Genomic DNA, 20,691 nt, shown 5'->3' with positions numbered 1-20,691 from the left:
AGAGATCTCGACCGAAGTCATCTCTTTGTCGGTCATACCCTCTTATTGAAGCTTCTCCTTCAGTTCCTCCGGCGAGCGATCCCACCACTCCGCGTTATGCTCGACAAGAAGCTTGCGCAGCGCCGCCTTTTCGTTTTCTCCGAGATTCTCCAGCATGTAGCGGCGCTTGATCGCATAATCCAGACGATTTACATGATCGGCAAGAATCTTCCAGCCCCGCCTCGCTTCCGTATCGACCAGCATCTCGCAAGAAGTAACGCCCGCGTAATAGGAACCCTCTTCGTTACGATCGACGGCGACCCACACGATCCAGCACGGACGACCGTTCGGCGTATCCTCCTTGTTCGGGGTGAACTTGATGCCTCGTTCCACCTTGCTCTTTGCATGCATAATGCCAACGTCGATATAGGCGACGCCTTCGTCGATCATCACGCACGCCACATCGCTAAGGTCGATTGACCCCGCGCCGAAGCCTTTATGTTTTTTGTTGCTCACCACGTTGAGCGACAAGGATTTCTTTTCTTTCGCCGCCGGCTGCTCCGGCGTATTCCCTTGCTCCGTCACGCTTATCCCACCTTCCCGTTCAAGAGGTTGTTAACCTTCAAGACAATAATTCCATTTTAGCTAATAATCTTGGAATTGCAAACATATACATGCCTTAGATGCTTGTCAACGGGAGGGAAACGTTCAATGACTCCACGCAATGTCAAACGGTTAATATTCGGTTTGCTCGCGGCCTTATTGCTCGTCATATCCGTGCAATTCGGCTTCGGGAACGCTTGGCAATCGCAGTATACATTCGCTTTCGCCCCTGCCGCCGGCGCCTCCAAGGCCGCTCCGCCTGCCGCAAATTCGGCCAAGCCGCAAGTTGTCCAGCAGCCGGACAATAACCTGCCCGCAAAGCCGGAAAGTCTGAGCAAACGGGTCGTCGAATACCATATCAACGTCACCTTGCGCGAGGATGGTCAGCATCTGGACGGCGTGCAGGACGTTACTTGGACGAACCCCGGGCACAAGGCCGTATCGGAGCTTTATTTCCACCTGTATCCTAATGCCTTCCAGTCCCCCAAGACCACCTTCATGACGGAATCCGGCGGCAAGCTGCGGCAGGACAAGGCAACGCTGAACAGCCGCAGCTACATCGAGCTGCTCACGCTCGAGACGCTGGAGGGCGAAAGCCTTCTTCCCAGACTGCAATACATGCAGCCCGACGACGGCAACGTCAACGACTATACGCTCGTTCGCCTCAAGCTGCCGGAACCGGTCGCCCCGGGCAAGTCGGTGACGCTTAAGATGAGCTACGAGGTCAAGCTTCCGGAGGTGTTCGCGCGAATGGGATACTCCGGAGATTTCGTTATGGCCGGCCAATGGTTTCCCAAGCTCGCCGTGTACGAAACCGTCGGCATGCGCGGTCGGACGAGCGAAGGCTGGAATGTCCACCAGTATCATGGCAACTCGGAATTTTACAGCGACTTCGGCATATACAGCGTGCGGATTACCGTTCCGGAAACTCATATCGTTGCCGCCACAGGCTTCCAGACCAAGCCGGTCGTGACGAAGGACGGAAAGAAGATCTTCCAATTCTATGCGGAAGACGTGCACGACTTCGCATGGTCGGCCTCTCCCGACTTCGTCTACGAGGAGACCGTCCATTCTGACAAAGGTATTCCCGGCGTACGGATCAAGCTTTATCTCGATCCGCTGCATGCCGAGCTCAAAGAGCGTTACTTCCACGCCGCCAAGTCGGCTCTGTCGAACTATGCCCGCTGGTACGGCTCCTACCCGTACAACACCCTCTCCATCGTCGTTCCGCCTGCCGGAGCAAACGGCGCGGGGGGCATGGAGTATCCAACGTTGATCACGGCCTTCGGAGCCATGAATGCGAACCCGGGCTACGATCTGGAGCGGACGGTCGTACATGAGATAGGCCATCAATATTGGTACGGCATGGTCGCTTCCAATGAATTCGAAGAAGCCTGGCTGGACGAAGGTTTCACCTCCTACGCCGAAGACAAAGTGATGGAAGCCACGTACGGCATAACGCCAAATCTTCGTTTGGAAGCCAGCTATATGACGGATCCCGCTCCGCTCAAGCAGCCGTCGTGGGCTTACGACGACTCCGGCCAATACGCGGAGAATGTCTATATGCGGGCCAAGCTTGTGCTCGTGGATATCGAGAACAAGGTCGGCGAGAAGCTGATGGAGCGGATTATGCGAACTTACTTCCAGAAGTATAAATTCAAGCATCCGACCACCGGCGACTTCCAGCGGGTAGTGGAACAAGTCACGAAGGCAAAATGGACGGACTACTTCAACCAATACGTCTACAACAGCGGAATGGCCGACGTTTCCGTCGAAGCCATTCAGGTTCAGCCCTTTCAGCAGGACGGCGGAACGATGTACGAATCCACGGTGCTCATCCAGCGCAACGGAGGATTGACCGGTCCCGTGCCGATCGTCTTCCATTTTACCGATGGCTCGTCGATCACCAGAGAATGGTCGAATTCCGAGACGCATATTCAGTACACCGAGGTTTCGGAATTCCCGCTCCATTCCGTCACCGTCGATCCCGATCAGAGCAACGTGCTGGATAACAAGCTCATCAACAACTTCATGATGGCAGAGCTGCCGAGCAAGTCGCGTACACGCTGGAGCCTGGCAGCCATTAAGCTGGTGGAGGGCCTGCTCGGCGCGATTGGCTGGTAGCCGCCCCCGGAGCAACAAACCTATCCTTCGCACGCAAGGAGCGATTAACGATGAAGACTCATATTACGCAGGGCTGGAAGCTGGCGCTGAGACACTTCCACCTGGTGCTGCTTTTGTTCCTTTATCAATTCGCGTGGGGCTTCTTCTTATACCGCGCGATCGACGGCACCATTGCGCCTATCCTGCGGCGGTTGCCCCATTCCGGCTCATCCGAAGCGGTCATGCGGCATTTCATAACCGAAGCGCAGATCCAGCTGTTCAAAACAGATCTCGTAGTGCCCTACCTCTGGATGCTCGGAGGACTGTTCCTTGCGCGCATGCTGCTGACGCCGCTGTTCAATGCCGGCATCCTCTACTCGCTTAGCGAGCAGTCCCGATCAGCCGGGGGCAAGACACGCTTTCTCGAAGGCGTGCGCCGGACATGGCGGCCGATCGCGCTTCTCTACCTGGTGCAGTCTGTACTCACCCTACTGCCTAGCGTATGGTTTGTACCGCGCGGGTTGGAGGCGCTCATCCGCAGCGCTTCCTACGAGGAGCTGGCGCTCGCGCTGCTGCCCGGCATCTTGGCCTGGGCCGCTTGGGGCGCGCTGCTGCACCTGTTGTTCCTCGCGATGCAGTTCGGCGCCGTCTCCGGAGAGAACATTTTCGCTTTTTTATGGCGTTCGGTCCGGTTATTCCTGCCCTTCGCCGGTCTTTCCCTGCTCATGTGGGGCATTGCGGGCGCGCTTGGTCTCGTCGTAAGCAGCATGTCGCTTCTCTGGGCCGGTCTCATTGCGATCATCGTCCACCAGTGTTATTACCTCGTACGAACTTTGCTAAAGGTATGGACGATCGCGGCACAATTCGAATGTCTGCAGACGAAGTGAGGAATACGGTTGGCTGGGTAGGGTGGGGTAGGGTTGGTTGACGTTGGTTGACGTTGGTTGACGTTGGTTGACGTTGGTTGACGTTGGTTGACGTTGGTTGACGTTGGTTGACGTTGGTTGACGTTGGTTGACGTTGGTTGACGTTGGTTGACGTTGGTTGACGTTGGTTGACGTTGGTTGACGTTGGTTGACGTTGGTTGACGTTGGTTGACGTTGGTTGACGTTGGTTGACGTTGGTTGACGTTGGTTGACGTTGGTTGACGTTGGTTGACGTTGGTTGACGTTGGTTGACGTTGGTTGACGTTGGTTGACGTTGGTTGACGTTGGTTGACGTTGGTTGACGTTGGTTGACGTTGGTTGACGTTGGTTGACGTTGGTTGACGTTGGTTGACGTTGGTTGACGTTGGTTGACGTTGGTTGACGTTGGTTGACGTTGGTTGACGTTGGTTGACGTTGGTTGACGTTGGTTGACGTTGGTTGACGTTGGTTGACGTTGGTTGACGTTGGTTGACGTTGGTTGACGTTGGTTGACGTTGGTTGACGTTGGTTGACGTTGGTTGACGTTGGTTGACGTTGGTTGACGTTGGTTGACGTTGGTTGAGGTTGGTTGAGGTTGGTTGAGGTTGGTTGAGGTTGGTTGGTTGAGGTTGGTTGGTTGGTTGAGTTGAGTTGATTGAGTTCGGTCGCTTGTCTAGTTTGACAGCCTCAATGTGCTTTTCTTGTCTAGATCACTGGTAGCCGCAATCCCGGAGTTGGCGTGATGCCAGCTCCGGGATTCTACATGCGACGTGGCCCCAGATCAGGGATTCTGCATACGACGTGGTGCCAGATCCGAGACTCTGCACACGACATGGCGCCAGATCCGAGACTCTGTATGCGACGTAGTGCCAAATCCGGGACTATGCATGCGACGTGGAGCCGAATCTGAGACTCTGTATGCGACGTGGCGACAAATCCGTGACTCTGCATGCGTTGTCTCGCTTGCATACTGCTCCCACCACCCCCTTGCCAGCTTGTCAACGATTTCGTGGACGAGTTACCTACCTGACAAGTCGATTAGAAGGATTTCCTCCCTCTATTTCGGCCATTTAAACTCTTTTATCCAACTTTAGAGGAAAACCTCCCTCTATTCCTTTGGTTTTTACGACTATGCTGGGGATCCAGCAAATTTATTGGGAGTTTTTCCTTTTATACACCCCGTTCTACCGATATCGGAGTCCTTAGTGGGAGGTTTTCCCTTTATCTTTGCCCAGCCTCCCTTTTCTCCTCCCAAAATCGCGCATGGCTCTCACTGAACTCTCACATTTAACATTCTTACTTTGCACCGACTCCATTGATCGCATTCACTGCATCACCATAAAGTACCGGGTAGCCCTCTCCACTAACCTTCGGCCAGCCTCTACCTCCGCATTCAACCATTAATCTACTTGAACTGACCCGCTCCCCTCATTATTCGCACCTTCCGATTAAACAGGCCCACCACTACCGCACGCCAAAAACCCGCCTTCATCAATAGCAATCGGGCGGGATTCTGTCGTCTTTTAGCAACGAGTCAAGGCGGTTTTTACAAAGATTCGATCGACGGCACCATGACAGAGCTCGCCTTGTCAAACATGATGTCCCTCTACCTTTTTAAGGCGCAGGAAGTCGCCCAACATCGCGAATCGCCATGGCAGAATCATGCCAAACGCCAGCAAGTAAAAGAGCGCTCCCGTCTGCGGGATCGACATATACTGCTCGACGATGCCATGCAACAGCAGCCGGATGAGAAAGAGCGTAATCATAATCGCGATGAACGCCTTGGACCGCCGCACGAAAATATGCTCCTCTACCCGTTCCATCTGCGTCGTAACGATAAGAGGGAACGCAAAGATGAGCAGTCCTGTTGCGAACGCGGATACTCCCCACAGCCAAGGGATGTGCGTCACGGGGAACGCGAACATCGCGAACCCCGTTGCCATGCCGAGCGGCGGAATAACAATTTTCTTAAGCGTCGCCGGCTTTTTTCCCGCTCTCATGCGCAGCACGATCAAGGTGATGCCCGCAAGCGCGGAGAACGCTATCGATAAGATTTGTACGATTGGATTCGACCACACGAGCAAGAGCCTCCCTTAGTACGAGCCTCGGATATGAGCATGCACATGATCCTTGTAGAATGCGCGAACCCGGTCCATCTCATCGTCAGAGAACGGCTGAACATGGAGCGCGGAGAGATTGTCTTGCACTTGACGGACGTTTTTGAAGCCAGGGATGACGCAGGTGATCGCCTCGTGGTCGAGCAGCCAGCGCAGTGACGCTCGCGCCATATTGTCGCGGCCTACCTCGATCCAGCGCAGCTGCTCCGCAAGCTCGACGCCCTTGGCGAAACCCAGTCCCGCAAACGTCTCGCCCACGTTAAACGACCCGCCGTTTTCGTTGAAGCGGCGATGATCGTTCTCTTCGAACGCCGCCGCGGATTCCGCGGCAAACTTGCCCGTCAAGAGACCGCTTGCCAGCGGGAGCCGGACCAGAATGCCGACGCCTTTTTCCTGCGCTTCGCCCAGAAGGCGCTCTGCAGGTTTTTGACGGAACAGGTTGAAAATGACTTGAAGCGCTCGGACGCCCGGCTGTTCCAGACAGAACAAACCTTCCTCCACAGACTCGACGCTAACGCCGTATTCCCGGATCTTGCCTTCTTCCTTGAGCTTGTCCAAAACGCCGAAGACGCTGCCGTCCTTCAAGATTGACAGGGGCGGACAATGAATCTGATACAGATCGATTCGCTCGCGTCCCAGTCTTGACAGGCTGCCTTCCAGGTAAGCGCGTACGGATTCCTCCGAATATGTGGCCGGATCGTGGATGTCCCCCGCTCTGCAAAACTTGGTCGCTATGTAGATTTGCTCTTCCTTGCCCTTGGCCGCTTGTGACAGCAACCGCTCGCTGTGACCGTCTCCGTACACATCTGCCGTATCGAAGAAGTTGACGCCGGCATCAATTGCCGCCTCCAGCGCGCGCAGAGAATCCGCGTCGTCCTTGCTGCCCCAGGAGCCGCCGATCGCCCAGGTGCCGAAGCTGATCTCGCTAACTTGCATATCGGATGAGCCTAATGCCCGGTAATTCATCGCAATGTACCCCCTACAGGAGATGATGTGACACTCCATTTAGTTTACCCTTGCGATGGCTTGCAAGCAAATCCCCGAATCCGCTTTCACTGCGACTCCCCGCATCAGACAGAAGATTGACCGGTTGTCCGTCAATCTTCCCGACACATTTTCGCCTTGCGCCAAGAGTCGCTGGCCGTTAAGCCGTCCAGCGGCCAAAGGTCGACGGTCATTCGCAACACGACTACTCTTCTTATTGCAGATGATCGTCTGCCAGCCGGTAACCCGCCCCGCGAACCGTAACGATATATCGGGGCGATACCGCGCTGTCCTTAAGCTTCTTGCGCAGACTCTTGATATGCACGTCCACCACATTGCTGCCTCCGTAGAATTGCATGCCCCATACGGTATCGAGCAGATTCTCGCGAGTCAGTACGGACCCATCCGACGATACAAAATGCAGCAGCAAATCGTATTCCGTCTTCGTCAGCTCGATCCGCTGTCCACCGCGCGTTACTCTCATCCGTCGCAGATCGATCTGGATATCCTTGAACGTTCGGAGATCCTCGTCGTTCCTGAGTACGTCGGCAGAGTTCCCGGCTTCCATGCCTGCGACAACGGATCCTGCCGCGACCAACGCGCTTGCCGGCCGTTCCTCCAGCATCCGGTTAATGCGGGACAACGCCGCCTCCGGATCGGAAGGCCAAACGAGAAGCTCCGCGCCCGACAGCTCCGCGTTGCCTCGTGCCTCGTAGGCTTCGCCGTTCAGCAGCACCAGTACGGGCACTCCGTGCGTTCTCGCCGTCTGCAGAAGCTCAGCGCCCCCTTGCAGCGTATGCGAGGAAGCATAGGATGCTGATTTGTCGATTGGCAGCGCGTCGTAGACGAGCAGCTCCGGCTGCAGCGCAGGCAGAAGCCCTGCCGTAAACTCGTGAAGCGAGAAGACGTCGAAGCAGTCGCCCGACAGCTTTACAAGCAGACTGCGAACGCGATCCGGCAGCGGGCTGATCAGCATAACCCGCTTCGTAAGGGAACACAATACGCCTTCCGTGAAATCCGTTATGGCTAGCTCTTCGCGCATGTCTCGCACACTCCTTCCAGCACGACGTGCGCGTGCTCAATCACGAATTTCGTTTCGTCCGCCACAGTCGAGACCCAACTCGCAGGCAGCTCCGTCAGCACCTCGCCGACACGCCCGCATTTCGTGCAGACGATATGCTGGTGATCTTCGGTTCGGGCATCATATCGGCTGACCGCTTCACCTAGCTTCAGCTCTCTGATCAGACCCACATCGGCCAGATAGCGCAGCGAGTTATAGACGGTGCCATAGGCGAAGTTAAAGCCTTTGCTCCGCAGTCTCTCGATTACGTCCGCCGCAGTAGGATGATCATGCGATCCTTGAACAACCTCGTAGATCGCTTTCCGTTGTATCGTCAAGTTTAATTTCACCATGGTCGGTTTATGCCGCCTTTTATGATTTTAGACTAAGTATAAATATAAAACGATGAATTAGCAATGACTATGCACCTTTAATGGTTCTTCTGCACATCTGGCACATTGGGCTGGTCCACGCTCATTATGGTGGATTTTTCATCTATATTCGACTCAGTAGCCCGACACACGGCTCATTATGGTGGATTTTTCATCTATATTCGGCTCATCAGCCCAACACATGGCTCATTACGGTGGATTTTTCATCTATATTCGTCACATCACTCCGACACGCGGCTCATTATGGTGGATTTTTCATCTATATTCAGCTCATTAGCCCGACACATGGCTCATTATGGTGGATTTTTCATCTATATTCGGCTCATCAGCCCAACACATGGCTCATTATGGTGGATTTTTCATCTATATTCGGCTCATCAGCCCGACACATGGCTCATTATGGTGGATTTTTCATCTATATTCAGCTCATTAGCCCGACACATGGCTCATTATGGTGGATTTTTCATCTATATTCGGCTCATCAGCCCAACACATGGCTCATTATGGTGGATTTTTCATCTATATTCGGCTCATCAGCCCGACATATGGCTCATTATGGTGGATTTTTCATCTATATTCGTCACATCACTCCGACACGCGGCTCATTATGGTGGATATTTCGGCTATATTCGACACCTCAGTCCGACACACGCTCATTATGGTGGATTTCTCAACTATATTCGGCTCAGCAGTCCAACGCACGCTCATTATGCTGGATTTCGCCATACTCGCACGCCAAGCCATGTACGCCCCGTCACATCGCCTCATATTCTTTGAAACCAACTTCGAAACTATGAGAGAAACTCTATCCTCGGCCTCCCGGGGATGAACGACCTCCAGCATAGCATTTGCAAAGAAACGCCACTTCGAAAGCATAGGGCAGGTTTCATCGCCAATAGAAATGATATTTTTAAACCTTATCGCCTTAAACAGCATAAACTTTTTACATAATTAAATAATCTGAATATTTACAAAATTAAAATAATGGGTTATACTAAAGCCATCCTACACGAGAGGGGATAGTCCATTGAAGCACGTTAGCGAAGCATGCCTTACGAAGTGAGGTATCGAAGATCGATGCCGGGGCATGTGGGCAGAAGAGCGATTGACGAGAACGGGACGTCAGCCTTTAAGAGTTGTTGGATACGAAATACTTACCGAAAGGATGGCGTTCAAGAGAAATTGAGGAAGCCATGGATTGGAGCGTTAGAATAAATTGAATAGTTGTCACATCAGAAAGTGAAGGGATTCCGGTTGCCACAGGACAAGCGGAATCCCTTTCATTTTGCCTAAATTCGCACTTACAAGATGGGGCTGAGCAGGCGCGATACCGATTCCTTGAATCGGTTGAACAACGGTCTGCGGTTATAACGCTCCTTCGTCAGCTCGAAAGAATTCTCCGAATCCTCCAAGAAGATGTCTGCAAGCTCGGCTGCCGTGTCTTCGTCATAGATAAAGGCATTTATCTCGAAATTCAACTTAAAGCTGCGAATATCCAGATTGGCCGTCCCTACGGATGCGACCATGCGATCGACGACGAGCGTCTTCGCATGCAGGAAACCCTCCTTGTACAGGTACACCCTAACTCCGCTCTCCAGCAAATCCCCCAGAAACGATTGCGTCGCCCAATACACGAAGAAGTGATCGGGCTTGCTCGGCAGCATGATGTTCACGCTGACGCCGGACAAAGCTGCGATGCGCAGCGCGGTCATGAGACTTTCATCCGGTACAAAATATGGCGTCTGCAGGCAGATGGTATGTTTGGCGGAGTAGATCATTTTGATATAGGCGTTCTTGATTTCCTGATACTCGGTATCCGGTCCGCTTGCCACAAGCTGCATGCCGATTATGCCGTTGACGTTGTGCGGGTAAGGGAAGTATGCCGGTCCCAGAGGCATCTTGGTCGCGACCGCCAGATTCCAATCCATCAGGAACTGGGCCTGCATCTGCAGCACCGCCCCGCCCTGCACCTTAAGATGCGTATCCCGCCATGCGCCGAAATGTTTATTCAACCCCAAATACTCGTTCCCGATATTAAAGCCGCCGATATAACCAATCCTGCCGTCGATGATCGCCAGCTTGCGATGATTGCGGTAGTTGATCTTTAAATTAAGGAAGGGAATCCGCGATGGGAAAAACGCTGCCTCTTTGCCCCCTACTGCCCGAAGCTCCCGAAAATATTTTCTCGGCAATGCCAGACTGCCGATCTGGTCGTACAGAAACCGAATCTCAACGCCTTGCGAAGCCTTCCGCACAAGCGCGTCCATCAGCCGACGGCCAAGCGCGTCATCCCTTACGATGTAGTAGACGAGATGGATATGATGTTCGGCATTCTCGATATCGGCCAGCAGCTCATCGAACTTCCGGTTGCCGTCCGTAAAGATCTCGATCTCGTTGTTGTTCGTGTACAGTGCATAGCTCGTCGTCAAATTCATGTACATCATATCCTGGTATTTGGCCATTTCGCTGCCCTCGGGAAACATCTCTCTGCGCTCCAGCATGACGCTCTGCTTCTCCAGCGCCTCCTCGATAATGCGACGGTTCTCTCCGAGCAATTTGTTTAACTGCCGCTTGCGCACCTTCTGTCCGAGAATCAAATACATCACGAAACCGAGCACGGGAATAAAGAACAGAACCATGAGCCATGCCCAAGTCGAGCTGGCATTGCGCCGTTCCAGAAAAATGACCGTGATCGCAAGGAAAATATTTAATAGAATGATGACGAATGAAAAGTTTTGCAGCAAATTCATGGGGACATCCACGCCTTTCGCATCGCTGTCTTCTAACGTTTCGAACGCTAAACCCTGCGGATCACCGTTCCGTCATGCGCCTTACTAGTCTGACAGCAGGAGGATTCCAACCTTATTTTGTTACCGGAACCGCATTATAATACTCTTCCAAGGTCAGCCCGGATGAAGCGAGCTCGCCTGCAAGCTCAGCTCCTACATAACGAAGATGCCACGGTTCGTACTGGTAGCCCGTAATTTCGTCCTTGCCCTTCGGATACCTGATGATAAATCCGTATTCCGAAGCATGCTTCGCCAGCCATGCCGCTTCCTTTGTATCTCCGAAGCAGTCGGCTGCCGCGCAAGAGCCGTCGCTTCCTGACAAGTCTACGGCGAGCCCCGTCTCATGTTCGCTTGTACCCGGGAGAGCGCTGTACGTTCTCGCCTTCTCGTAGCCATCTCTCTTCACGTACCGATCGAACAGCTTCGTCTGTGTCGCGTGGGAACGATACGCCGATACGCCGGCCAGATAGATGCCGTCCTCTTCCGCTCCGGCGAACAGCTTCTCGAGCGCCTCGGCGGCTTCCTTCCGAAGCATCCGCTTCTCCACCTTCTCCGAGAAGATAAACTTCACATCAGGGTACACCAGGTCGTCCGGCTCGTAATCCTCCGGCAGCTTGTTGAACGGGTTCACCAGCGCAGTGGCGCTATGCGGCTCCGCGATGACGGCGATATCTCCGTTTTCTCCGCGGGAAATACCTTCTTCACCGCTGGCTCCGGGTGTATTTCCGGTTCCCGGGGTCGTTGTTGCAGTCGGCTTCGGTTTGTTCGTCTCGGCAGGCTTGTCCGTTGATTTGTTGTCCGATCCCCCGTCCGGATCCGGCACGCTGATGCCGCCGCCGGCATTGGAGTTTCCAGCTCCAGGCACATCCCCTTCGAGCTCCCCGCCCGCCTGGCCGTCTCCATCATCTATGCCCTCAGCCAGCTTGGGCGGCTGTGCGGCTCCGCTTGCAGGATCGAATAATCCGTATTCCTGTGCTACAAAGTAACCTCCAGCTAATAGAAATCCTGTCAAAACAATCGCCAAAAATGGCTTTTTCTTCCTCATTTTCGTTCCTCCTGCAGTTTAAGGGCTGTTTTGCCTTTTGACTTTTGGTGTAAGAAAGGAGCATAATGATAATGTCTTTACAATAAGTATACTAATATTCTCTTAATGCCAAGGTGAACGGCTGTCGCCGTCTTCGGCTGCGCAGCGCGTTTCATTGAGAATTATAGGTGAGGTATGTAGAAAACTCATACTTTCCTATAATTCAAAGAAAAAAAGCAAAGCGGCTTCCTCAAAGAGAGATAGAGATAAGCCTGTTTGTGCTGTGAAAGGTAGGGGTGCTTTCCTAATGTCAACTCTAGCATCTGGACGATTGCTCGGTACTCGTCCTATATTGTTTTTCTCGTTCATCCTGCTACTCAAAAGCTTTTTAGCATGGACAGTCGTCTTCCCGGACGGTGCGTCCTGGACAACCCTTCTTAAGGAAGTTCCTTTTGTGCTGATCGTCTTTAGTCTGATCGAATGGTTCGCAAGCAAGCGCAAGTTCACGTATTACTTAATCGCAAACCTTGCCATGACTTCTATTCTATTTGCTGTCATTATGTATTACAAGTATTACGGCGTTATCGTCGATTATTCGGCCCTGCAGCAGGTCAATCAGGTAACCGCCGTAAAGAACAGCGTGTTCTCGCTGATGGATCCTCAATATTTGCTGATCTACATCGACGTTGTCCTGATGATCGGTTTGTTGTTCTTCCGCCGGAAGGCGAAGGAAGTTAAGAAAGCCTTCACTCGCAAGGAGAATAAGAGAGTCATGATCGCCGTGCTGTCCGTATCATTGGCGCTTTGCTTGTTCAACGTCCTGCCAAACAGCGCCAGCATGAACGAAATCGTCAAGGCTGAGCAAATGGGCATTCTTAATTACGAAGCTTACCGTATTCTGGCTAACAAAGAAATCCAGTATGTCGATTCTTCCGAAATTACGCAAGAGAAGATTCAGAATGTAAAGAACGTCCAACCGCCTGCCGAACCTAAGCTGTTCGGATCGGCGGAAGGCAAAAACCTGATCATTCTTCAGATGGAATCCATGCAGAACTTCCTGGTGGGCCTGTCCATCGAGGGTCAAGAAATTACGCCTAATCTGAACAAACTGGTGAAAGAGAACAGCTACTTCTCCCACTTCTACCAGCAAGTCGGCCAAGGCAATACTTCGGATGCGGAGTTCGTCGTCAATACGTCGCTGTACATTCCTCCGCGGGGGGCCGCGACGCAAGTGTATGCGGGCAAGGAGCTTCCTAGCTTGCCGAAGCTAGTGAAGTCGGTCGGCTACGACACGGCAACGTTCCATACGAACGTCGTAGAGTTTTGGAACCGCGCCGAGCTGTATAAGGCTATCGGCTTCGATCGTTATTACGATGCCGAATTTTTCGGAACGGAGGATGCGATCTTCTTCGGCGCCTCCGATGAAATGCTGTACAAGAAATCTATCGAGGAGCTTGACCGCATGAACGCGAGCGGCAAGCCGTTTTACACGCAGATCATCTCCATGACGGCGCATCATCCTTACACGATACCGCAGGAGAAACGTCTGATCGACCTGCCCGACCGCTTCGACGGCACGCTGGTGGGCGACTATATCGAGTCGCAAAACTATGCGGACCACGCGCTGGGCGAATTCATCGACGACCTGAAGGCTCGCGGCATCTGGGATAACAGCCTGATCGTGCTGTACGGCGACCATCTCGGCTTGCCGATCTACTCGCTCGACAACGGCGAGAAGGACCTGATGGCCGAAATTTACGGCCGAGAGTACACGTATACCGATATGATCAACATACCGCTTGTCGTCGTTAATCCGGGCGACGAAGCGCCAGCTACGTATGACCAGCTTGGCGGACAAGTCGACATCTTGCCGACGATCGCCAACCTGCTTGGTCTGCCGCTGGATAATCAGATGCATTTCGGCCAGGACTTGTTCAATCAATCGTACAACATTCTTCCTCAACGTTATTATTTGCCGTCCGGCTCCTTCTTAAGCAGCGAAGAGCTGTTTATGTCCGGCAGCGGCTTCAACGACGGCAAGCATTACCCGCTCGCGGGTAACGGCAATAACGAGCAGCAATCGACCGAAGAGGAATTCGACCGTGCGCTGGAGCTGCTTAATTTGTCCGACAGCTTCGTGCAGTCTCTGCCGAACTGGAAGAAAAAATAAATCTCGCATAAGCATACAGAGCCTTGCCTCCAATTGGAGGCAGGGCTCTGTTGTTTGCGCATGTTGCGCTAGCGCGGCTTTCCGGCGATTAAGTCGGTGTCGACGACCTATGGCTCCGCTTGCGCGGCGTTTTCGGCCAGCAAGTCGGTGTCGACGACCTACGGCTGCGCTAGCGAGGCTTTTCGAGCGAACGTAAGGTTAGCCTTTTACCGCTTCAAGCACCTCTTGTACATGGCCCTCGACGCTGACGACGCGCCATTCGCGGATGAGCTTGCCTTCCTCGTCGATCAGAAACGTCGAACGCTCCACGCCGAGGAACGTCTTGCCGCCCCAGCTAAGCTCCTTCCATACGCCGAACAGCTCAGCCACGCCATGATTTGTGTCGGATAGCAGCAGGAACGGCAGCTTATGCTCCGATACGAATTGCTCGTGCGACGTTAAATCGTCGGGGCTAATGCCGATCACTTCCGCGTTATGCTCCGCGAACTCTCCATTGTAATCCCGGAAATCGCAGGATTCCGCCGTACAGCCAGGCGTCATGTCCTTCGGATAGAAGTAGATGACAAGCTTCTTGCCGCGATAGTCCTCCGGCGATACCTCCTGTCCGTTCGATGCGAGCAGATTAAAATTAGGCACCAGCTCTCCAACTCTAACAATACCGTTACTCATAAGTTCCGCCTCCTTAGTGTAATTGTATAGAAACCGCAAGACGCGAAGCATCTTGCGGGTGTTCTCACCGCTTGATCTTAATTGCGCTGCAGCTTCAAACCCTGCTCGTCCTCCGCGAGAAGAAGCTTGCCGACTCCTTCAACGAACACCTCAAAGGGGTAACACTCCGCCGTCAGGTTAGTGAAGTGCCAACGTCTTCCCGGCTGGACGACAATGAACATGCCCTCTTCGTCGCCCACAGGGTTGAAGCTGTTATTCCTTCCTTGATAACTCCCGATGCCTATGGCCTCCAACTGGTCGACCGCTAAAGCCACGTTGCGGGTCGGCAATCCGATTTCACTGAGACATTGAAGATCCCGATCCGGATCAAAAGGACGCTGAATGCCATTGTCCATCGTATGCCTTGCGATCAGCTCCAAAATATTGCCCGCCGGGTCCATAAAGTAGACGGAATCCGAGTTCCACGCCTCGCTTCGGGAAATATCCCGGCCCGCCTCCTTCCCAAGCTCCGTAACGGTCTCGATCCAACCCTTCGCCTCGTCCAGCTTATTCTCCGGTATGTTGAACGCGAAATGGTAATACGGAGTGGACTGCCCCTCGTAGCTTCGCGCCAGACGGCTTCCCGCTTCCTCCAAGGATGCCGCCTCCCACCGCACGAAATGCAGTGCCGTAGCTCCAGCCTGGACGACTAACTGGTCTTCCTCAGCCGTCACCACAGGAAACCGAAGCCCATCCCGATAGAAGGGCAGCAGCCCAAGCGGCTCCTTCGTCAAAAAAGTCGCTTCCTTAATTTTCATTCGTCCCCGCCCCTTCCGAATCGATGCCGGAGCCCATTTTCTCGTGAGCAAATGTCGCTTCAGTCATCCATGTCCGCGCTTGCTCCGCGTTCGACGCAAGGCCATAGACAGCAATCAGCTTCGTCAGAGCCGCTTCCATCCCGATCCCCTCGAGGAACACGCCCCCCGCTTCGATCAACGCGTGCGACGAGGCGTAGAGCGCGGCCGAGGCGTCCTTAAGCGGGCTCATGTACACATCGATCCCGTGCGTTTTGCAACGCTCTATAAAAGCGGGCAGCGAATAAGGACCGCTGGACAGAGCCGTCGCCGTGCCGGAGTGATGAAGATCATGCAGTATAGCGCTGGGTTTCCGGCCGCTCCAATCGTACAGCGAATAGTTCAAGCCCGGATAAGGACGTATGTACAAGACGGAATCGTCCAGGCTCAGATTCTCCGGCTCCCATGGAAGCGGAGCCGATAATGCAGCTTTCAATCCTCCCGATAGCCTATTCGGTTTAGGATTTCTTGCGTCATCCCGCCATACGAACCGCCGTTTTTCCATTACGCCGTAAGGCAGATCGTACGGGCTGCGGAATTGATCCGTAAACGACTCGCATTGCGCAAGCCTCGTGCCGAGATAGACGAGCATCTCTCCACGATCGTTTTCGTAAACGGCGAATACGCCTGGCAACGCCTCCTCCACGACGAAGTCGATGGCCCCCGCCAAATTGCGCAGTCCGTTAGCCCGCCGATCCGCAATAGGATAATTGCTTGCGGTAAACACGATCGGCACGCCGACCCCAGCAAACAAGTAGCTGAACATCGCCGCCGAATAAGCCAGCGTATCCGAACCATGCGTCACGATGAGACCGTCGTACGAGCCTGGATCGGCGTTCCGAATGGCAACGGCCAACGTCCGCCAATCTTCCGTCGTCAGGTTCTCGCTGAGCAAATTAAGAGGTTCGAGCGTTGACAGCTCGACATCTTTCCGGACCTCATCCGTATTGCGGTAGGCCTCCAGCAGCGCATAGGAACCGGAGTCGTGTACGTTGATGGATTTTCCCTCCGCCTTGCTGCCGATCGTCCCTCCTGTAAATATAACCAATATCCGCTTCATGCAAGCAGCCTCCTTCCTCAACCTTACCTGTGAAGCTTGCCCCTGCTCCTATCTTACTACTCCTGCTGCCGCTTTGTCTAAGCAGCCAAGGGTACAGAATGCCCGTCAAGAGCGAGCGCGAGGTACGCTAAAGCGGCCGCCCCGATCATTCAGGGCGGCCGCTTATCATTGACGCATTACTATTCCTTGTGGCTATGAACAAACGCTTCCTTCTCGCGCAGACTGTATCCGGCTTCCTTGTCGTTCCTCATGAACGGCCACCAGTTGGCTTCTCCGAAAACTCGGACCATGACCGGTATAAACAGCGGCAGCATGACGAGCGCGTACAGGAACAACCCGCACAAGACCATCGTCGCGATCTGGAGCAGCGACATAACGCCTGAAGGCAGCATAGCCGCAAATGTTCCGCCCAAAATAACGGCTGCCGACATAATGACTCCGCCCATGTTCTTCATCGCTTCCAAGATGGCTTGCTTCGGCTCCAGATGGCGGAATTCGCGGAACCGGTCCATCAGGAAGATACTGTAATCCACGCCAAGCGCGACGAGCAGGACGAAGCCGAAAAACGGCACGGCCCAGCTGATGCCGGACAAGTCGAATATACGAACGAATATAAGCTCCGTAATCGCCAGGGACGTATAATACGTAACGATCAGCGATAATACGACGTATGCCGGGATTACTATGGAACGGAACAGCACGATGAGAATAAGCGTAATGCCGACCAGCATCAGGACGACGGTCCGCGAATAGTCCGCGTTCGAGATCGTGTCGAGATCATGGTTCATGCTCGTTACGCCGCCGATGGCGGTCACCGCTTCCTCAAAAACCGTACCCCGCAGCGCACGATCGACGGCCGCTTCCAGCGCCGGAATCTCGGCCATGGTTGCCTCCGAATACGGATTGCTGTCGAAAATAACATCGAACTTCGCCGTCATCCGATCCGGCGACATATACACATACAGCGACGATTGGAATTGCTCGTCGTCGATCGCTTCCTGCGGGATGTTCCAGCCCGTCAGCTCCTTGTCGGGAGCGCCTGCCAGGCTTTGCAGATAGCCGCCCGCCGAAGCCAGGCCGTCCGTCACTTGCGTCAAGCCGTCGACGCTCTGGTCGAGACCGCTCGTTAGTTCGCCAAGCTGATCGTTTAGCGAAGCAAAACCCGCTTGCAGCTCCTGCTGGCCGGAGGCCAGCTCGCCGAGCCCTTGCGTCACGCCCGGGATTTGGTCCACGATGGCGCCTTGGCCCGCTGCCGCCTGTGCGATGCCGCCTTGCAGCTCCGCAATGCCTTTCGCCAATTCGCCGAGTCCGGCCGCAAGCGCCGCCTGGCCGTCGGCAGCCTGCTTGTAGCCTGCGTTTGCCTGCGCCATACCGCCCGCCACGCCTGCCAGTTGGGCGTTAAGCTCCTTAAGGCCGGCTCCAAGCTGTACTGCCCCTTGCTGCAAGCCCGCTACCGCAAGCAGCGTCTCTTGATACGCCGGGTCTTCCTTTAGCTCTGGATATTTGTCGCCAAGAGCGTTCAAGCCGCCAGATACGCCAGTGAGCCCTTCCGCCAGCTTACCGCTTTGGTCGGCAACAGCCTCGTAGCCAGCGCTCAGCCCGGACAAGCCGCCGCCTATGCCTTCATAGCCGCTTAACAGCTGCGCATGGGCCGCAGCCAGCTCTTGGGCGCTCGCCCGCGCTTGTTCCAAGCCCGCCGTCAGCTCCCGGGCGCCAGCCGAGCCGTCTTTCAGCCCCTGCTCGATGGCGCGCAATCCCGCCGCTAGCTGGTTCACGCCATCGCGCAGCTCCTCCGTGCCCGCTGCAAGCTGACCTGCACCGTCCGCCGCCTCCGCAAGCTTCGGCGCGTTATCTCCCAGTGCGCTGCGGGCTTCCGCCAGACCGCTGCTGATCTCGCTCAATCCATCTCCGCTCTTGCCGAGACCATCGTCGAGCGTCAGCACCTGATCGGAGACGAGGAAGTCCTCCAGCACTTGCCCCGTCGGACGGGTCGCGCTGCGAACCGTCTGCACGCCTTCTACCTTGGAGAGCTCGCGGCTTACTTGCTCCAGCGCCGCAAGTCCTTCCGGCGTATCCAGCGGCTGCTCCGACTTCACGATGACGTCCGTCGGCAGCGTCTCGCCGGGGCTAAAGCCCTCTGCTATAACGTTAAAACCTTTGACAGAATCGTATTTCTCCCCGATCTCGTCAAGCGAGTTAAAAGAGATCGTGCCCTTATACGCCGATAGAAACGGCACGATCAGCACGAGCAAAATGACAAGCGCCCATACCGGACGGCGCAGCGAGAAGCTGCCCACCGAACCCCACAGACGGCTTTGCTTGTGCTCCAGCGACCCCTTTGCCGGCCAGAACAGCGCGTTGCCGAGCGCCGAGAGGAAAAACGGCACCAGCGTAAACAGCGCCAGCAGCAGGATGACGATTCCCACCGCGACCGCAACGGCGGACTGGTACAAGACGAACGTCGAGAAGCCGATGGAGGCAAATCCGACGAGGACGGCCAGCCCGGAGAAGAGCACGGTTTTGCCTGCCGTCTTGTACGTATGAATGATGGCTTCGGTACGATCCCCGCGATGAGCCAGCTCCTCCTTGTATCTGCTGATCAGCAGGATGCAGTAATCCGTCCCGATACCGAATAAAACGGCCACCAAGAAGATCTGGGTGAAGTTTGACAAAGGGAAGTCCGCGTATTCCACGAGGAAGGAAACGATGGACTGCGACACCAGATAACTGAAGCCTACCGCCAGCAGCGGCACGAGCGGCGCAGCGGCGGAACGGAACACGATAAACAGGATGACCAGAATGAAACCTACCGTAATATATTCCGTCTTCTTAAGCCCTTCCTCCGAGCTCTGCACCACGTCTTCGCTAATGATCCACTCGCCCGTATAGTAGTGGTCCAGCGATACGTTATCGATGGCCGCGTACAACTCGTCGCGCACGGTCCCGAGCCCGCGGTCGCCCGCGCTGACATTTAGCAGGGCCAGCACGGTACTGCCGTCCTCCGACACCATCTGATCCGCCAGCTCGGGAATATCGAAGTGGGTCGTCAGGTCGAGTATGCCGAGCGCCTTGCCCTCTTCGCCTGCCAGTCTTCCGATGGTAGCCTTCGCCTCCGCCAGGCCCTCTTCGCCAAGCCCCCCTTCCTTATGAAAGATAAGCACCGTGGACATGCCTCCGGCCTCTCCCTCCGCTCCTGCCGTTGCTCCGATCTCCGCAGCGAGTTCGCCCGCAAGCTTGGAAGAATAGCCGTCCGGCACCGTAATCTGCCCCTTCGTCCGGACCAGCTCCGCCATGTTCGGAGCGGTAAGCATCAATCCGGCCGCCGCGACCACCCATAACGCCAATACAAGCCACTTGAATTTCAGTACATACCTCATGTTTCCACTCCCTCTCCCTCTCTCTTTCTATTCATTGCCCTCATTGCTCCCGAGTCCCGCCGTTCCCGCCATCACGTCCGCCAGCTTCTCGAAGGTAGAGATGAACCGCTCGGCCTCCTCCTCCTCAAAATGATTCATAATGTCCGCCAACATCGCTTCTACGCGCGCATCTATCGACTCGCACAGCCGCTTTCCTTCCTCCGTGAGAGTCAGAATGACGATTCGGCGGTCGCTCTCCTCGGATAATCTGCGGATGAACCCCTTATCGGACAAACGAGAGATGATCGCCGTGATGGAGCTCTTGCCCACGCCGAACACCTCGGCCAGCTCCGACGGCGTGCTGCGCCCGTTGAATTGCAAAAACCTGATCATGTTGAATTGATCCACGGTGAGTTCTGCCGGCATCAAATCCCTGAGCAGCGCGTACAATTTCCGCTCTACGGTAAAGTGGGCGCGTTCGTACCTGTGGATCAATTCTTTGATCATGTCGCCATGACAGTTATTCGACAATTTTTCTTACCTCCACTACTTAGTTCTACTGTCTAACTATTCGATAGTAGAACTATATCAGATGATCGCCTGATCGTGCAACTTCCACATTTGTAGGGAGCATGCAGGATTTTAGA

At 54.5% G+C, this 20,691-nt stretch carries 15 protein-coding genes; 3 read left to right on the top strand and 12 right to left on the bottom strand.

Features of this window, described 5'->3' with window-relative positions; genetic code table 11:
• Window positions 1-42: 42 nt before the first annotated feature.
• Window positions 43-564: a YwhD family protein gene (locus B1748_RS28650; RefSeq protein ID WP_087571381.1), complete on the bottom strand. Its 522-nt coding sequence runs from the start codon at window positions 562-564 to the stop codon at window positions 43-45.
• Window positions 565-690: 126 nt separating this feature from the next.
• Here B1748_RS28650 and B1748_RS28645 point away from each other — a divergent pair, with 126 nt between their 5' ends.
• Both B1748_RS28645 and B1748_RS28640 read left to right on the top strand, forming a co-directional pair.
• On the top strand, window positions 691-2,706 hold the full coding sequence (locus B1748_RS28645; RefSeq protein ID WP_087571380.1) for a M1 family metallopeptidase: 2,016 nt from the start codon (window positions 691-693) through the stop codon (window positions 2,704-2,706).
• Window positions 2,707-2,756: 50 nt separating this feature from the next.
• Window positions 2,757-3,572 (top strand): hypothetical protein, encoded by an 816-nt coding sequence (locus tag B1748_RS28640; RefSeq protein WP_087571379.1) that lies wholly within the window; start codon window positions 2,757-2,759, stop codon window positions 3,570-3,572.
• 1,607 nt (window positions 3,573-5,179) lie between these two features.
• Here B1748_RS28640 and B1748_RS28635 read toward each other — a convergent pair.
• From B1748_RS28635 to B1748_RS28605, 6 genes are all read right to left on the bottom strand, one after another.
• Window positions 5,180-5,668: a CcdC family protein gene (locus B1748_RS28635; protein ID WP_087571378.1), complete on the bottom strand. Its 489-nt coding sequence runs from the start codon at window positions 5,666-5,668 to the stop codon at window positions 5,180-5,182.
• A 15-nt stretch (window positions 5,669-5,683) separates the two neighbouring features.
• Window positions 5,684-6,673 (bottom strand): aldo/keto reductase, encoded by a 990-nt coding sequence (locus tag B1748_RS28630; RefSeq protein WP_087571377.1) that lies wholly within the window; start codon window positions 6,671-6,673, stop codon window positions 5,684-5,686.
• A gap of 232 nt (window positions 6,674-6,905) precedes the next feature.
• Window positions 6,906-7,733 carry a winged helix-turn-helix transcriptional regulator gene (locus tag B1748_RS28625; protein ID WP_087571376.1) on the bottom strand — a complete coding sequence of 276 codons (828 nt, stop codon included), beginning with the start codon at window positions 7,731-7,733 and terminating at the stop codon, window positions 6,906-6,908.
• Window positions 7,718-8,104: a Fur family transcriptional regulator gene (locus tag B1748_RS28620; protein WP_087571375.1), complete on the bottom strand. Its 387-nt coding sequence runs from the start codon at window positions 8,102-8,104 to the stop codon at window positions 7,718-7,720. Before B1748_RS28620 ends, B1748_RS28625 begins: the two co-directional genes overlap by 16 nt.
• Window positions 8,105-9,444: 1,340 nt before the next feature.
• Window positions 9,445-10,893 carry a cardiolipin synthase gene (gene cls / locus B1748_RS28610; RefSeq protein WP_087571373.1) on the bottom strand — a complete coding sequence of 483 codons (1,449 nt, stop codon included), beginning with the start codon at window positions 10,891-10,893 and terminating at the stop codon, window positions 9,445-9,447.
• Between the two features lie 112 nt (window positions 10,894-11,005).
• The gene (locus B1748_RS28605; protein ID WP_087571372.1) at window positions 11,006-11,977 is read right to left on the bottom strand and encodes a M15 family metallopeptidase; all 972 of its coding nucleotides are present in this window, start codon (window positions 11,975-11,977) and stop codon (window positions 11,006-11,008) included.
• A gap of 286 nt (window positions 11,978-12,263) precedes the next feature.
• Between B1748_RS28605 and B1748_RS28600 the strand changes: the two genes are divergently transcribed.
• Window positions 12,264-14,126, top strand: a complete 1,863-nt coding sequence (locus B1748_RS28600) for an LTA synthase family protein (RefSeq protein WP_087571371.1) — start codon at window positions 12,264-12,266, stop codon at window positions 14,124-14,126.
• A 198-nt stretch (window positions 14,127-14,324) separates the two neighbouring features.
• Here the strand turns inward: B1748_RS28600 and bcp are convergent, their stop codons facing one another.
• From bcp to B1748_RS28575, 5 genes are all read right to left on the bottom strand, one after another.
• Entirely contained in the window at window positions 14,325-14,795 is a 471-nt protein-coding gene (gene bcp / locus B1748_RS28595) for a thioredoxin-dependent thiol peroxidase (RefSeq protein WP_087571370.1), read from the bottom strand.
• A 77-nt stretch (window positions 14,796-14,872) separates the two neighbouring features.
• The gene (locus B1748_RS28590) at window positions 14,873-15,592 is read right to left on the bottom strand and encodes a VOC family protein (protein WP_087571369.1); all 720 of its coding nucleotides are present in this window, start codon (window positions 15,590-15,592) and stop codon (window positions 14,873-14,875) included.
• Complete coding sequence (locus B1748_RS28585) at window positions 15,582-16,688, bottom strand: asparaginase (RefSeq protein WP_087571368.1); 1,107 nt, start codon at window positions 16,686-16,688, stop codon at window positions 15,582-15,584. Before B1748_RS28585 ends, B1748_RS28590 begins: the two co-directional genes overlap by 11 nt.
• A 179-nt stretch (window positions 16,689-16,867) precedes the next feature.
• Window positions 16,868-20,065 carry an MMPL family transporter gene (locus B1748_RS28580; RefSeq protein ID WP_087571367.1) on the bottom strand — a complete coding sequence of 1,066 codons (3,198 nt, stop codon included), beginning with the start codon at window positions 20,063-20,065 and terminating at the stop codon, window positions 16,868-16,870.
• A 27-nt stretch (window positions 20,066-20,092) separates the two neighbouring features.
• On the bottom strand, window positions 20,093-20,575 hold the full coding sequence (locus B1748_RS28575; protein ID WP_256975988.1) for a MarR family winged helix-turn-helix transcriptional regulator: 483 nt from the start codon (window positions 20,573-20,575) through the stop codon (window positions 20,093-20,095).
• Window positions 20,576-20,691: the final 116 nt, after the last annotated feature.

The sequence above is a fragment of the Paenibacillus sp. MY03 genome, assembly GCF_002165585.1.
Classification (GTDB): Bacteria; Bacillota; Bacilli; order Paenibacillales; family Paenibacillaceae; genus Pristimantibacillus; species Pristimantibacillus agaridevorans.
This window is presented reverse-complemented; position numbering and strand designations above follow the sequence as displayed.

Excerpts from the sequence above, each read along its gene's own strand:
- B1748_RS28645 (WP_087571380.1), top strand. The coding sequence starts at position 691 with ATGACTCCACGCAATGTCAAACGGTTAATATTCGGTTTGCTCGCGGCC.
- B1748_RS28640 (WP_087571379.1), top strand. The coding sequence starts at position 2,757 with ATGAAGACTCATATTACGCAGGGCTGGAAGCTGGCGCTGAGACACTTC.
- B1748_RS28630 (WP_087571377.1), bottom strand. The coding sequence starts at position 6,673 with ATGAATTACCGGGCATTAGGCTCATCCGATATGCAAGTTAGCGAGATC.
- B1748_RS28625 (WP_087571376.1), bottom strand. The coding sequence starts at position 7,733 with ATGCGCGAAGAGCTAGCCATAACGGATTTCACGGAAGGCGTATTGTGT.
- B1748_RS28620 (WP_087571375.1), bottom strand. The coding sequence starts at position 8,104 with ATGGTGAAATTAAACTTGACGATACAACGGAAAGCGATCTACGAGGTT.
- cls (WP_087571373.1), bottom strand. The coding sequence starts at position 10,893 with ATGAATTTGCTGCAAAACTTTTCATTCGTCATCATTCTATTAAATATT.
- B1748_RS28605 (WP_087571372.1), bottom strand. The coding sequence starts at position 11,977 with ATGAGGAAGAAAAAGCCATTTTTGGCGATTGTTTTGACAGGATTTCTA.
- B1748_RS28600 (WP_087571371.1), top strand. The coding sequence starts at position 12,264 with ATGTCAACTCTAGCATCTGGACGATTGCTCGGTACTCGTCCTATATTG.
- bcp (WP_087571370.1), bottom strand. The coding sequence starts at position 14,795 with ATGAGTAACGGTATTGTTAGAGTTGGAGAGCTGGTGCCTAATTTTAAT.
- B1748_RS28590 (WP_087571369.1), bottom strand. The coding sequence starts at position 15,592 with ATGAAAATTAAGGAAGCGACTTTTTTGACGAAGGAGCCGCTTGGGCTG.
- B1748_RS28585 (WP_087571368.1), bottom strand. The coding sequence starts at position 16,688 with ATGAAGCGGATATTGGTTATATTTACAGGAGGGACGATCGGCAGCAAG.
- B1748_RS28580 (WP_087571367.1), bottom strand. The coding sequence starts at position 20,065 with ATGAGGTATGTACTGAAATTCAAGTGGCTTGTATTGGCGTTATGGGTG.